At 66.8% G+C, this 13,255-nt stretch carries 12 protein-coding genes and 1 tRNA gene; 3 read left to right on the top strand and 10 right to left on the bottom strand.

Going from position 1 to position 13,255, the window contains the following annotated elements:
• Positions 1 to 6 precede the first annotated feature (6 nt).
• Entirely contained in the window at positions 7 to 1,812 is a 1,806-nt protein-coding gene (locus OG241_RS14145; RefSeq protein WP_405815678.1) for a bifunctional metallophosphatase/5'-nucleotidase, read from the bottom strand.
• 150 nt (positions 1,813 to 1,962) lie between these two features.
• Between OG241_RS14145 and OG241_RS14140 the strand changes: the two genes are divergently transcribed.
• Positions 1,963 to 2,688: an SIMPL domain-containing protein gene (locus OG241_RS14140; protein WP_405815677.1), complete on the top strand. Its 726-nt coding sequence runs from the start codon at positions 1,963 to 1,965 to the stop codon at positions 2,686 to 2,688.
• Between the two features lie 133 nt (positions 2,689 to 2,821).
• Positions 2,822 to 4,258, top strand: a complete 1,437-nt coding sequence (gene pyk, locus OG241_RS14135) for a pyruvate kinase (RefSeq protein WP_405815676.1) — start codon at positions 2,822 to 2,824, stop codon at positions 4,256 to 4,258.
• A gap of 29 nt (positions 4,259 to 4,287) precedes the next feature.
• Here pyk and OG241_RS14130 read toward each other — a convergent pair whose 3' ends face one another.
• Both OG241_RS14130 and OG241_RS14125 read right to left on the bottom strand, forming a co-directional pair.
• Positions 4,288 to 5,067, bottom strand: a complete 780-nt coding sequence (locus tag OG241_RS14130) for a helix-turn-helix domain-containing protein (protein WP_405815675.1) — start codon at positions 5,065 to 5,067, stop codon at positions 4,288 to 4,290.
• 84 nt (positions 5,068 to 5,151) lie between these two features.
• A tRNA-Leu gene (locus tag OG241_RS14125) sits at positions 5,152 to 5,234 on the bottom strand.
• Between the two features lie 96 nt (positions 5,235 to 5,330).
• On the opposite strand from OG241_RS14125, the gene OG241_RS14120 reads away from it, so the two are divergent.
• On the top strand, positions 5,331 to 5,987 hold the full coding sequence (locus OG241_RS14120; RefSeq protein ID WP_006382384.1) for an ANTAR domain-containing response regulator: 657 nt from the start codon (positions 5,331 to 5,333) through the stop codon (positions 5,985 to 5,987).
• 93 nt (positions 5,988 to 6,080) lie between these two features.
• Here the strand turns inward: OG241_RS14120 and OG241_RS14115 are convergent, their stop codons facing one another.
• The 7 genes from OG241_RS14115 to OG241_RS14085 all read right to left on the bottom strand — a co-directional run bounded on the left by OG241_RS14115 (position 6,081) and on the right by OG241_RS14085 (position 13,229).
• Complete coding sequence (locus tag OG241_RS14115) at positions 6,081 to 6,797, bottom strand: ABC transporter ATP-binding protein (RefSeq protein ID WP_405815674.1); 717 nt, start codon at positions 6,795 to 6,797, stop codon at positions 6,081 to 6,083.
• Positions 6,794 to 7,666, bottom strand: coding sequence for an ABC transporter ATP-binding protein (locus OG241_RS14110; protein ID WP_405815673.1), 873 nt, complete (start codon positions 7,664 to 7,666; stop codon positions 6,794 to 6,796). The genes OG241_RS14115 and OG241_RS14110 overlap by 4 nt, the downstream gene beginning before the upstream one ends.
• Positions 7,667 to 7,671: 5 nt before the next feature.
• Positions 7,672 to 9,444, bottom strand: a complete 1,773-nt coding sequence (locus tag OG241_RS14105) for a branched-chain amino acid ABC transporter permease (protein ID WP_405815672.1) — start codon at positions 9,442 to 9,444, stop codon at positions 7,672 to 7,674.
• Between the two features lie 5 nt (positions 9,445 to 9,449).
• Complete coding sequence (locus tag OG241_RS14100) at positions 9,450 to 10,379, bottom strand: branched-chain amino acid ABC transporter permease (protein WP_405815671.1); 930 nt, start codon at positions 10,377 to 10,379, stop codon at positions 9,450 to 9,452.
• Positions 10,380 to 10,488: 109 nt separating this feature from the next.
• Positions 10,489 to 11,706 carry a branched-chain amino acid ABC transporter substrate-binding protein gene (locus OG241_RS14095; RefSeq protein ID WP_405815670.1) on the bottom strand — a complete coding sequence of 406 codons (1,218 nt, stop codon included), beginning with the start codon at positions 11,704 to 11,706 and terminating at the stop codon, positions 10,489 to 10,491.
• 235 nt (positions 11,707 to 11,941) lie between these two features.
• A complete protein-coding gene (locus OG241_RS14090) occupies positions 11,942 to 12,625 on the bottom strand; it encodes a hypothetical protein (RefSeq protein WP_405815669.1) in 684 nt (227 codons plus the stop codon).
• 139 nt (positions 12,626 to 12,764) lie between these two features.
• A complete protein-coding gene (locus OG241_RS14085) occupies positions 12,765 to 13,229 on the bottom strand; it encodes a PaaI family thioesterase (RefSeq protein WP_405815668.1) in 465 nt (154 codons plus the stop codon).
• Positions 13,230 to 13,255 lie beyond the last annotated feature (26 nt).

Raw genomic sequence — 13,255 nt, 5'->3', positions numbered from 1 at the left:
CGGTGACTAGAACACCGGCGTACCGTCCCGCGTCAACTTCCAGTCCACCGACGCGAACTCCTTCGGATCCAGCACACCCTTCGCCGTCACCCACTCGGAGATCCGCGTCCGGATCTCCGTCGACTCCGACCACAACTCCTGCGCCGACGCCACATGCGGGAACGCCCCACCACCATTGGCACGGTAGTTGTTCACCGCGAACACAAACTGCTGCGCGTCATCCAACGCGACACCGTTGAACGCCAGGTTCTTGATCCGCGAACCCGCCGCCTGAGCGATGTCGATCTCGTACGTCACACCCGACACGTAGTCGTAGTTGTAGTCCGGCCGGTTCTCCGCGTTCGTCAACTTCTCCACGTCGACCGCGGCACCCGCCGCCGTCCGCACGAAATACTGCGCCGAGTACTCCAGATACGCCCGCACCTGCGCACCCGTCAGCAACTTCGCGACCAGCGTGTTGTCGTACACATACAGACTCGACAGATCCCGGATCGTCACCTCACCGGCCGGGATCTCCGACGTCCGCGAGAACGGCGACGCCTGCGCGATCACCGGCAGCGACGCATACGACGTCCCCACCAACGCCGCCTTCACGACATCCTCCTGGACCTTCGTGATCAGGTCGATGATCGGAGCGTCCTTGTAACGCGCCTCCACCGTCGTCAACGTCGCCGTCGCCGTACCGACCACCTGATTGACGTACGCCACGACCACGTCGTGCTCGTCCTTCAGCAGCTTGGTGATCCTCGGGTCGTCCGCGACCGTCTTCGAGTCACGCACCGTCGCCGAGACCGACTCGACCGCCCACTTGCCCTTCTCGAAAACCAGCTCGACATCGAACAACGACAGCCGCTCCGCATACGCCAGCGGCTCCGACAGCACCACCGTCTTCCCGGTCGCCGTGTTCGTCACCTTCAGCTCGGCGATCTCCGTGTGCGCGTGCCCCACCAGAATCGCGTCGATACCCGGCACCTGCTGCGCCACCAGCGCCGCCGAGTTCTCGACGTACGGCAACTGGTCACCGTACGAAGAAGTCCCCGAAGACCCCGAGTGCGCCGACACCACAACAACATCCGCACCCATCGAACGCAGCTTCGGCACCCACTTCGCCGCCTGCTCCTCCAGACCCGGGAACGTCAGCTTCCCCTGCACATACGCCTTGTCCCAGATCGCGATACCCGGATTCGTCAGCCCCAGCACCGCCACCTTGACCGGCGGAGCACCCTTCACCCGGAACGTCTTCATGAAAAACGGCGGAAACGCCGGCTTCAACGTCTTCGCGTCCAGCGCGTTCGCACCCAGCAGCGGGAAACGGCACTGCGACTCGAACTTGCGCAGCGTCTCGATGCCGTAGTTGAACTCGTGGTTGCCGAGCGCCACCGCGTCGTACCCGATCGCGTTCATCGCCTGCGCCATCGGATGCACCGGACCACCCTTCGCGGTGATCGGGTCGACCTTCGCGTAGTAGTACGTCAGCGGGGTGCCCTGAATCGTGTCGCCCGCGTCGAGCAGCAGCGTGTTGCAACGCCCCTTCTCCCTGCGGACCTGCTCCACCAGCGTCGAGATACGGGCCAGCCCCTGCGCGTTGCCCTTCGCGTCGGAGTACTCCGCGTTCTTGAAGTAGTCCCAGTTGAAGACGTGACCGTGCAGATCGGTCGTGCCCATCACGGTCAGCGAGTACCGCTTCGCCGGCTTCGCGGGCTTCTTCGCCTCCGCGGCCTGCGCCGCCGGAGCCACGACAGCACTGGTCAGCGCCACCCCCGCACCGGTCACAGCGGACTTCTTCAGGAACTTCCGGCGGTTCAACGGCATGTTTAGGGCTCCTCGGGGAATGGTCAACGACGCGCGTAGATTCTGACCCGAGCACGACCGGCCGCAACAGTCCCCAAAGGTTTCGATCTGGTGACCGGCAGACACCGGAACACCATCCACAACCGCCCTACGGCTGACAGAGTGGGACGTATGACCTCCAGCCCGGAGCACCCCACCGCCGCGACCGCCGTCCCCTACGGCACCCCCGACGCCCCCCGCATCGCCGTCCGCGGCGAAGCCCACCTCGAAGTCGACCCCGAGATCGCCCGCATCGGCATCACCGTCGGAGCCAGAGGCACGGACCGCCGCTCCGCACTGGACGACCTCACCCGCCGCAACGCCACCGTCCTCGACCTGGTCAAATCGTACGGCGACGCGGTCGAACGCCTCGAAACAGGCGCCTTCTCCATCGCCCCGGAACTCACCAAACACGGCCGCGGGGAACGCGTCCGCGCCTACCACGGCCGCGTCCACCTGACCGCCGAACTCACCGACTTCACCGCCCTCGGCGAACTGACCAGCAAACTCGCCGACCTCGACCTCACCGCGGTCGACGGCCCCTGGTGGGCCCTGCGCCCCGACTCCCCGGCCCACCGCGACGCCCGCCGACAAGCAGTACGAGAAGCGGTACAACGAGCCCGCGAATACGCCGAAGCCCTCGGCACCACACTGGCGGCCCTGGTGGAGCTGGCAGACGTGGGCGCCGAAGCCGCACAGCCGATGGGGTACGAGGGCCGGTCCCGTTCCCTGCAAAGAGCGGCCTTCGCCGGCGCCCAGGCCACCGACGAGGCGGCACCTCTCGACCTGGAACCCCAGCGGCAACGGGTCTTCGCACAGGTGAACGCCCGCTTCACCATGGTGCCCCCACAGCTGTGACCAGGTCACTAAAATGCTCATCGGAGCGATCTCGCGCACACTTAAACGGTTGTCAACAACCCTTCATACAACGGTTGTTGAGTCGTCATTCGGCGCCAATTCGCTACCCACCGGTAAGGCCTACGCTCGAAGTATGCGCCGAGCAAAGATCGTCTGTACTTTGGGCCCCGCCACCGACTCCTACGACCAGATCAAAGCACTCGTCGACGCCGGAATGGACGTAGCCCGCTTCAACCTCAGCCACGGCACCTACGCCGAACACGAGGTGCGATACCAGCACGTCCGAAAGGCCGCCGACGAAACCGGCCGCAGCATCGGCCTCCTCGCCGACCTTCAAGGCCCGAAGATCCGACTCGGCCGCTTCGCCGAAGGCCCCGTACTCCTCGAACGCGACGACACCTTCACCATCACCGTCGAGGAAGGGATCGAGGGCGACCGCCAGACCTGCGGCACCACCTACGCGGGCCTCGCGGCCGACGTCACCCCCGGCGAACGCATCCTCGTCGACGACGGCAAGGTCTGCCTCGAAGTCACCACCGTCGACGGACCCCGCGTCCACACCAAGGTCGTCGAAGGCGGAATCGTCTCCGACCACAAGGGCCTCAACCTCCCCGGCGTCGCCGTCTCCGTCCCCGCCCTCTCCGACAAGGACGAAGCAGACCTGCGCTGGGCGCTGCGCACGGGCTTCGACGTCATCGCCCTCTCCTTCGTCCGCAGCGGACGCGACATCGACGACGTCCACCGCATCATGGACGAGGAACACCGCCGGGTCCCCGTCATCGCCAAGGTCGAGAAGCCCCAGGCCGTCGACGAGATCGACGACATCGTCGCCGCCTTCGACGGCATCATGGTCGCCCGCGGCGACCTCGGCGTCGAGATGCCCCTCGAACAGGTCCCGATCGTCCAGAAGCGCGCGATCAAACTGGCGAAGCGCAACGCCAAGCCGGTCATCGTCGCCACCCAGATGCTCGACTCGATGATCGAGAACTCCCGCCCGACCAGGGCGGAGGCCTCCGATGTCGCGAACGCGGTCATCGACGGCACGGACGCGGTGATGCTGTCCGGCGAGACGAGCGTGGGCAAGTACGCCGTCGAGACGGTCCGCACGATGGCGAAGATCGTGGAAGCGGCCGAGGAGGACATCCTGGCCAAGGGCCTCCCGCCCCTGACGGAACGCAACAAGCCCCGCACCCAGGGCGGTGCGGTGGCCCGGGCGGCGGCCGAGATGGGTGACTTCCTCGGCGCGAAGTTCCTGGTGGCGTTCACCCAGTCCGGCGACACGGTGAAGCGACTGTCCCGGTACAGGTCCCCGATCCCCCTCCTGGCCTTCACCCCGGACCCGGCGACCCGCTCCCAGCTGACACTGACGTGGGGCGTGGAGACGTTCCTCGGCCCCCATGTCGACTCCACGGACGCGATGGTCGACCAGGTGGACGAACTGCTCCTGAAGTACGGCCGCTGCCAGAAGGGCGACGTGGTCGTCATCACGGCCGGCTCCCCGCCCGGCGTCTCCGGTTCCACCAACCTGGTCCGCGTCCACCACATCGGCGAGGACGACAGCCCCAAGTAGGCGTTCGCTGAAGGGCCCTTTGTGTCGGTTCAGTACTTGGGGCCCACGTGGACGTCCATCAGATCTACGGAGGCTTTGCGGGCTACGGAGATGTTGTAGGGGTTGCCGTTTCGGGTGCAGTGCGTCCACTCGACGCCCAGCTCGTCCAGGGTGTCGGTGTACAGCTGGCGGATGTCGTCGGACACGTTGGTGAAGAAGTACCGCGGGTATTCGTAGCGCTTGCGTTCTCCTGCGACCAGGCGGGTCGTCCAGTTGGTAATGCGGCAGCCGTCGGAGTGGACAAGGCCGCGGATGAACTCCCAGGGATGCGCGTGGACAATGTCCTGCTGCCATGATTCGAGCGCAATTCGGCGCTCGTGCTTCTTGCCGGGGCCATGCTGAGGGAAGAGACAGGTCCAGTGTTTGGTGTACGACTTCACCTCGACGCAGCCTGTTCGGGAGCGTTGCTTGACGCTTGGCAGCGGCATCACCTGGCGCATCGCGTCTTCAGCTGCGGCGATCAAGCCGGTCTGGGCCGCGTTGCAGAAGACGGACAGGTGGTGCTGCTTGCGCTTCGAGATGATGTGGCCGTCGCCGAGGTAGAGACCAAGCAGGTAGGCATAGGCGACCCTGGCGATCTCGCCCCCTGTGCACCGGGGACAGTCCGTGGGCTGCTCGTACGTCTCGCCTCGCGCTCTGCGATCCTCGCTCCGCCACCAGCCGATGGTTCCTCGCGGAACGTTGAGGCGCTCCGCGACTGCGCGGTTGGGGACGCCTTGACGGAGGAGTTCGATCGCTTGGGCGCGGATCGAAGGGCTGTGCTGTTCCATGTGGCCCAGCCTGAGGGTCTGATCGCGACGACACGCAGCAAAAAGCGGAGGTTCACCAGAACGTGAACCTCCGCTTCCCTGATGTGCCGGGTGCGGGATTCGAACCCGCAAGCCCTCTCAGGCAGAGGTGTTTGAGACCTCCGTGTATGCCATTCCACCAACCCGGCCAGGCACAGAGGCGAGTGTACCGGGTCACCGCAGGTCCCCGCCTCTAGGTAGGCTGCAAAGCAGCAGCAGTGCCCGGCCCGTAACAAGGAGCCCCCGTGACCGCCCCCGAGTCGCCCCAGCCCGTAGACGCGCCCGACGACGACAAGTCGCACGTGCCTCCGCTGACGACCCGTGTCGTCATTGCCGAGGACGAGGCGCTCATCCGGCTCGATCTCAAGGAGATGCTCGAAGAGGAGGGCTACACCGTCGTCGGTGAGGCCGGTGACGGTGAGCAAGCCGTGGAGCTTGCCCGTGAGCACCGCCCCGATCTCGTCATCCTCGATGTGAAGATGCCCAAGCTCGACGGCATCTCGGCGGCGGAGAAGATCGCCGCGGAGTCCATCGCACCGGTGCTGATGCTCACCGCCTTCTCGCAGCGCGACCTCGTCGAGCGGGCCCGGGACGCCGGTGCCATGGCGTATCTCGTGAAGCCGTTCAGCAAGAGCGATGTCGTGCCGGCGATCGAGATGGCGGTGTCGCGGTTCAACGAGATGCGGACGCTGGAGAAGGAGATCGCGGATCTCACTCTGAGGCTGGAGACCCGCAAGCTGGTCGACCGTGCGAAGTCGGTCCTGCAGACGGAGTACGGCCTGTCCGAGCCGGCGGCGTTCCGGTGGATCCAGAAGACGTCGATGGACCGCCGTATGTCCATGCAGCAGGTTGCGGAGGCGGTCATCGCGGACGCCGAGGAGAAGAAGGCCGCGAAGGGCTGACACGGCCACGGACGGACGTACGAGCACGTATACGAGGAGGCCCGCACCCCCGGCCGGGGGTGCGGGCCTCCTCGTACATACCGTCGAAGGACGTCAGTCCTCGCCGAGGTACGCCTTGCGGACCGACTCGTCGTGGATGAGGTCCTGGCCGGTGCCGGAGAGGACGATGTTGCCGACCTCCATGACGTGTCCCTGGTCGGCGAGGGAGAGCGCCGCCTGGGCGTTCTGCTCGACGAGGAGGATGGTCGTGCCGGAGGCCTTGAGTTCGGCGATGGTCGCCATGATCTTCTGCATCATGATCGGCGAGAGGCCCATGGAGGGTTCGTCGAGCATGAGCAGTTTGGGCTGGGACATCAGGGCGCGGCCCATGGCGAGCATCTGCTGTTCGCCGCCGGAGAGGGTGCCTGCTGCCTGCTTCCTGCGTTCCCCGAGGATGGGGAAGAGGTCGTAGGCGCGCTGGATGTCCTTTTCGATGCCTGCCTTGTCGGTGCGCAGGAACGCGCCGAGCTGGAGGTTCTCGGTGATCGTCAGCCGGGGGAAGATGTGGCGTCCCTCGGGGGAGTGGGCGAGGCCGAGGGCGACGATCTTGTGGGCGGGGGTGCCGGTGATCGGCTTGCCGTCGAAGAGGATGCGGCCGCTGCTGGGCTTGAGGAGCCCGGAGAGGGTGCGCAGGGTGGTGGTCTTGCCGGCGCCGTTGGTGCCGATGAGGGTGACGATCTGGCCGGCTTCGACGGTGAAGGAGATGCCCTTGACGGCTTCGATCTTGCCGTAGGCGACCTTGAGGTCTTCGACCTCTAGCAGGGCGGTCACTTGGCGGGTCCTTCCGTGCTGGTGTTGCTCTGCGCTCCCGAGGTTTCGGCTCCTTCGACTTCGGCGATCTCCTCGGCGCCGGGGGCGCCTTCGAAGGGGGTGCCGAGGTAGGCGGCGATGACTCGGTCGTCGTTCTGGACGACTTCGGAGGTGCCTTCGACGAGTTTTTCGCCTTGGACGAGACAGGCGACGCGGTCGCTCAGGTTGAAGATGAAGCGCATGTCGTGCTCGATGACGAGGACGGCGATGCCTCGGTCGCGGATGGCGAAGACGAGGTCTTCGGTGGCGCGGGTCTCCTGGGGGTTCATGCCCGCGGTGGGCTCGTCCAGGAGGAGGAGGCCGGGTTCGCTGGCCATGGCCCGGGCGATTTCGAGCTTGCGCTGTTCGCCGTAGGGGAGGTTGCGGGAGAGGTGGTCGGCCTTGTGGGCGAGGCCGATGAACTCCAGGAGTTCCATGGCGCGTTCGCGGGAGGTGGCTTCGGCCTTGCGGAAGCCGGGGCCGCGCAGGAGGGCCGACCAGAGGCCTTCCTTGGTTCGGGTGTGGCGGCCGACGAGCACGTTTTCCAGGACGGTCATGTTGGCGAAGAGCCGGATGTTCTGGAAGGTGCGGGCGATGCCGGCGCTGGTGACCAGGTGGGGCTTGGGCGGGAGGACCTTGCCCTTGTAGGCGACTTTGCCCTCGGTGGGGACGTAGAGGCCGGTCAGGCAGTTGAAGAAGGTGGTCTTGCCCGCGCCGTTGGGGCCGATGAGGCCGACGATCTCGCCGGTGTTGACGGTGAGGTCGACGTTGCGTACGGCGGTGAGGCCGCCGAAGCGCATGGTGACGCCGGTTGCTTCGAGGACGGGGCTGGTGGCCGTGGTGGTGGTCATGCGGGTCACGCCCCTGCCTTGGTGACGCCGACGGTGGTGTCGGGGAGGCCGTCTTCGGGGATGTCGAGTTGGCCTGTGTCGTGGAATTCGAGCTGGCGGCGTCGGTTGGCGATGATGCCTTCGGGCCGGAAGCGCATGAGGACCACGAGGGCGATGCCGAAGGCGAAGAGCTGGTACTCCTTGAGGAAGCCGAGCTTCTCGGGGAGGAGGTAGAGCAGCGTGGCGCCGAGGATGGGGCCGTTGACGGTGCCCATGCCGCCGAGGACGACCGCGGCGAGCAGGAAGGCGGAGTTCGGCGGGACGGAGCCGGCGAACTGGTAGGGGGCGGGGTTGACGCTGTAGCCGACGTGGGCGCTGACGGTGCCGGCGAGGCCGGCGAGGGAGGCGCCGAGTGCGAAGGCGATGAGCTTGACGCGGAAGCCGTTGATGCCCATGGCGGTGGCGGCGGTCTCGTCCTCGCGGATGGCGATCCAGGAGCGGCCGATGCGGGAGTCCGCGGCCCTGGTGAAGACGACCACGACGATCGCGGTGATGATCAGCATCAGCAGGAAGTAGTTCGCGAATCGGCCGATGGTGATGGAGCCGATGTCGTGGGCGGTCCCGAAGTTGAAGCCGAAGATCTCCAGGTCGGGGATCATCGAGATGCCGTTGGGGCCGTTGGTGATGTTGGGGCCGGAGGTGCCGTCGAGGTTGTTGACGGTGATGCGGAAGATCTCTCCGAAGCCCAGGGTGACGATGGCGAGGTAGTCGCCGCGCAGTCGCAGGGTGGGGGCGCCGATGAGGACGCCGAAGACGAGTGAGGCGAGCATGCCGGTGAGCATGGCGGCCCAGAAGGGGAACTGGACGCCGGAGAACCGGGAGAACTCGGAGCCGGAGACCAGGGCGGCGGCGTACGCGCCGACGCCGAGGAAGGCGACGTATCCGAGGTCGAGGAGTCCGGTGAGGCCGACGACGATGTTGAGGCCGAGGGCGACGGTGGCGACGACGAGGATGTTCACGCCGAGGTTGGAGTTGTGCTCGTCGTTCTCGACGAAGGGGAAGAGTGCCGCGGCGAGGAATGCCATGGAGGTGGCGAATCCCTTGTGGCGGGCGTTGAGCTCCGCGATGCGGTCGAAGAGGCCGGCGGTGAGGAGCGCCCAGGCGCCGAAGATGACCAGGAGCAGGTAGCCGAGGAACGTTTCGCTGGCTTCCGGGTCGACACCGATGCCGTAGGCGAAGATGATCAGGGCCAGGGCGGTGGCGGCGGTGATGATGAGACGTTCGACCCAGCCGGGGAGGCTGGCCGCCGCGGGGATGTTCTCGGGTTTGGTGATGTAGCTCTTGGCCGTGTCACCGGGCTGGGGGAGTGCGAGGGCGCCGAGGAGGGCCACCAGTGAGGAGATCGCGGCGACGTAGGCGCCGGGGTCGAGGGCGACGAGGCCCTCGAGGTCGACGGCGATCGCGATGGCGGTGAACCAGCAGACGGCGAACGCGGAGGCGGCGGCGAGAGCGACGGGCGCGGTGGCGCCTGCCGGGTTGAGCCACTTGAGGCCGCGGACGTTCCAGAGGGTGAGCGCGTACAGGAGGGTGAGCGCGCCGGCGACGAGGGCGAGGACCTGGAGTCCGGCGGGGGAGCCGTAGTAGGTGAGGTCCCCGGGGAATTCGGACGTGTAGGTCCACGACATGAACGTGCTGGCGATGGTGCCGACGGCGCCGACGGCGATGAGCGCGCGGGCGGCGCCCTGGGGGAGTGCGATGAGGCCGCGCGGGGCGGCCGTGGTCTTATCGGTGGTTGCCATGGTGATCACGCCCTGTCCGCGACGCGTTCGCCGACCAGGCCTTGTGGCCTGAACAGCAGTACGAGGATGAGCAGGACGAAGGCCCAGACGGATGCCCAGCCGCCGCCGCCGAGTTGCTGCATGCCGGGGATGCCGTCGATGTAGGAGGTCGCCATGGTTTCGGCGAGGCCGAGGACGAGGCCGCCGATCATGGCGCCGTAGATGTTGCCGATGCCGCCGAGGACGGCTGCGGTGAAGGCCTTGAGGCCCATCTGGAAGCCCATGTCGTACTTGACCGAGCCGTAGCGCAGGCCGTAGGCGACGGCGGCGACCGCGGCGAAGAATCCGCCGATGGCGAAGGCGATCACGATGATGCGGTTGGTGTCGATGCCCATGAGCTGGGCGGTGTCGGGGTCCTGCGCGGTGGCCTGCATGGCGCGGCCGGTGCGGGAGAGGTTGACGAAGAGGGCGAGGGCCGCCATGCAGAGGGGGGCGGCGACGATGACGAACACGGAGCCGCTGCTGACGCTGACGGAGCCGATGTGCAGGGGGCCGAAGTCGAGCTGGGGGAAGTTCCGGTCGGTCTTGGCGTCGGGGTACCAGTTGAAGACGGCCTGCTGGAGGGCGAGGGAGAGGCCGATGGCGGTGATGAGGGGTGCGAGGCGTGGCGCTCCGCGTAGTGGTCGGTAGGCGAAACGTTCTGCCCCGACGGCGATGAGGACGGAGACGAGTCCGCCGCCGATGAGCATGGCTGGTAGGGCTAGCCACATGGAGGTGTTGTCGGGGAACAAGAGGTAGACCGTGAGTGCGCCGAAGCCGCCGGTCATGAAGATCTCGCCATGGGCGAAGTTGATGAGCTGGACGATGCCGTACACCATCGTGTAACCGATGGCGATCAGCCCGTACATCGAGCCGAGGAACAGCCCGTTGGCCAGCTGCTGCGGCAGAGTGTTCACCGCATGGCCTCCATGTGGGTGGTGGGGAGTGAGCAGGGCGTGAAACGGGCCGCGCGGTGACGTGTGGTCGTGGCCGCGCGGCCCGGGGTGGTGCTAGCGGCGGTGGAGATCAGCCGTTGAACGTGCCGCTCTTGACGGCCTTCCAGACGCCGTTGGTGACCTGGTAGACGGTGAGCTGCTTGTTGGTGGTGTCGCCGTACTCGTCGAAGGCCACGGGGCCGGCGATGCCGTCGAACTTGGTCTTCTGCACCTCGGCGACGATCTGGGCGCGGGCGTCGCTCGGGATCTTGCCGTCCTTCACGACGTTGCCGATCGCCTTGATGATGGCGGTCGCGGCGTCGTAGGAGTAGCCACCGTAGGTGCCGTAGTCGCCCTTGAGGCCGGAGGCCTTGTACTTCTTGATGAAGTCCGCGGCGGCGGGCAGGGAGTCGACGGGCGCGCCGACGGAGGTGACGAGGTCACCCTCGGAGGTCTTGCCGGCGCTCTCGATGTAGGTCGGGGTGAACATGCCGTCACCGCCGAACAGCGGGACCTTGGCGCCGCCGTCCTTGAGCTGCTTGGTGAGCTTCTCGGACTCGTCGTACTGGCCGCCGTAGTAGACGAGGTCGGCCTTGGAGTTCTTGATCTTGGTGACGAGGGCCGAGAAGTCGGTGTCGCCGGTGTTGACGTGGTCCTCGCCGGCGACCTTGCCGCCGGAGCCGGTGAAGCCGGCCTTGAAGAGCTTGGCCAGGCCCGCGCCGTAGGTCTGCTTGTCGTCGACGACGAAGACGTTGCGCTTCTTGAGCGTGGTGTAGGCGTACTCGGCCGCGAAGCCGCCCTGGAGGGCGTCGGTGGTGGCGGTGCGGAAGTACGTCTTGAAGGGGCGCGACTTCGACGTCTGCCAGTTCTTGCCCTGGGTGAGCTCGGGCGCCGTGTTGGAGGGCGAGATCTGGACCAGGTTGGCGGTGGCGAAGACCTGCTGCATCTGGGTGGCGACGCCGGAGTTCAGCGGGCCGACGACGCCGAGGACCTTGTCGTTGCTGACGAGCTGGGTGGCGTTCGACTGGCCCTGGGCCGGGATGGCCTTGTCGTCCAGTGCCTGGATCTTGAAGGTCACGCCGGGGACGGTGTTGTTCTTGTTGGCGTCGTCGACGGCGATCTGCACGCCACCCTGGATGCCGAGGCCCGTGGCGGAGTTCTGGCCGGTCAGCGGGGCGTCCACGCCGATGATGATCTCGGTCTTCTTGCTGCTGTCACTTCCACTGTCGTCGCGCGAACCGCAGGCGGTCAGTGCGAGTGCTCCGGTGGTGAGCATGGAGGTGAGTACGACCAAAGAACGCTGACGCACGATTAATTCCTCTCCCTGGCGCAGCAGGCCCTGCTGGGCTGCCGTGTGTCTCGCCGGGCCGTACTGGGGTGTGGCAGGTCGTGCTGTAGACGCGCCCGGCGGCGCGGTGACTGGCCGTGACTCTAAGCCCCTCTGCGGGCGGGAGCATCTGGGGGAGCTTGCTTGTGACTTTCTTGTTATGAGGTGTCCGTTGATGATCCTTGTGGAAGGTGAGTCCTGGCCATTTTGGCCGGAATTACTCTCTGTCCATATTTTGAGAATCAGTGCCTCCGATTGCCTCTGCCTGTGCCCTTGAGTTTGGCCGTGGAGACGGGGCGTGGCAGGCCGTGTGGAGGAGCTGTGACAGGTCTTCGGGGTAGGTCCCGCCGAAGGCGAACCTTTGATGTTGTATTGCGCGGGTGTTACGCAGCGTTACATCGAGGAGTGGTGGGCCCGCGTCGTCGGGGAGGCTCGCACAGTCGACGACGGATATCTGGACGGTGATCCGCTGGGTGGTCCCGGCGTCGACGGTGGAGGTCTCCGTGGGCGAGATGCGGGCGGCGAGACCGTCCAGTCCGGCTCCGATGACGCGCAGGGTCACGGGTGGCCCGCTGTGTACGGTCACGGCGAACCGGAAGAGGCCGCTGGCGGGTGCGGAGTCGAAGGTCGCGGCGAGTCCTGTGTAGCGGAACGTGGTGACGTTCGAGGGCCAGGGCATGGCGACGAGGGTGTGGGTGGGGGCGGACGGCTCGGGGGGCAGGAGAGCGATCACCGCGGCTGTCGTGGCGCCGAGCGCGGCGGCGCCTACGACGGCTCTGCGGGCGCGTGGCGAGAGGTTCTGCCAGCGTTCCGTGAAGCGTGGTGTGTCGGCACCGATGACTTCGTAAGTCTCTTGTGTGTCCGGCGAGTTGACGGGCTCGACGGGGCCGATGCCGGTCATGGTCGCAGCCTCATGGGGGGAACGGTAGCCGCCCGGCCTGTCCGGTGTGGGAGGGCGAGGCCGGTTCAGGCCGTGGGGGTCTGGGGGTGCGGCTGCCGGGATGGGACGGACGAGGGTGAAGGGGGCCAGGGGGACGCCGTCAGCCCGCCGTGGGTGCGTCCCGCAGCAGGCATGTCAGACGCGCCGTGCATACGCGTTTGTCGGCCTCGTCCGTGATCACGATCTCGTACGTCGCTGTCGACCGCCCCCGGTGCACCGGTGTGGCCACGCCGGTGACCAGGCCGGAGCGGGCCCCGCGATGGTGGGTGCAGTTCAGGTCCACGCCGACGGCGATCTTCGCGCTGCCGCCGTGCAGCATCGCCCCGACCGACCCGAGTGTCTCGGCCAGGACCGCGGAGGCGCCGCCGTGCAGCAGTCCGTACGGCTGTGTGTTGCCCTCGACGGGCATCGTGCCGACGACCCGGTCGGCGGACGCCTCCACGATCTGTACGCCCATCCGGTTGCCGAGGTGGCCCGCGGAGAACATGGCGACCACGTCGATGCCCAGTGCCGTGTACTCGTCGATGACCTGCTGCGGGAACTTCACGTGCTGCTGCTCGCCCATGGGGCCCGGCTCCGTTCGTCCTGATC

It is taken from the genome of Streptomyces sp. NBC_01390, from assembly GCF_045040105.1.
Classification (GTDB): Bacteria; Actinomycetota; Actinomycetes; order Streptomycetales; family Streptomycetaceae; genus Streptomyces.
This window is presented reverse-complemented; position numbering and strand designations above follow the sequence as displayed.

Coding starts and splice junctions, on each gene's coding strand:
- OG241_RS14145 (WP_405815678.1), bottom strand. CDS start 1,812: ATGCCGTTGAACCGCCGGAAGTTCCTGAAGAAGTCCGCTGTGACCGGT.
- OG241_RS14140 (WP_405815677.1), top strand. CDS start 1,963: ATGACCTCCAGCCCGGAGCACCCCACCGCCGCGACCGCCGTCCCCTAC.
- pyk (WP_405815676.1), top strand. CDS start 2,822: ATGCGCCGAGCAAAGATCGTCTGTACTTTGGGCCCCGCCACCGACTCC.
- OG241_RS14130 (WP_405815675.1), bottom strand. CDS start 5,067: ATGGAACAGCACAGCCCTTCGATCCGCGCCCAAGCGATCGAACTCCTC.
- OG241_RS14110 (WP_405815673.1), bottom strand. CDS start 7,666: ATGACCACCACCACGGCCACCAGCCCCGTCCTCGAAGCAACCGGCGTC.
- OG241_RS14105 (WP_405815672.1), bottom strand. CDS start 9,444: ATGGCAACCACCGATAAGACCACGGCCGCCCCGCGCGGCCTCATCGCA.
- OG241_RS14090 (WP_405815669.1), bottom strand. CDS start 12,625: ATGACCGGCATCGGCCCCGTCGAGCCCGTCAACTCGCCGGACACACAA.
- OG241_RS14085 (WP_405815668.1), bottom strand. CDS start 13,229: ATGGGCGAGCAGCAGCACGTGAAGTTCCCGCAGCAGGTCATCGACGAG.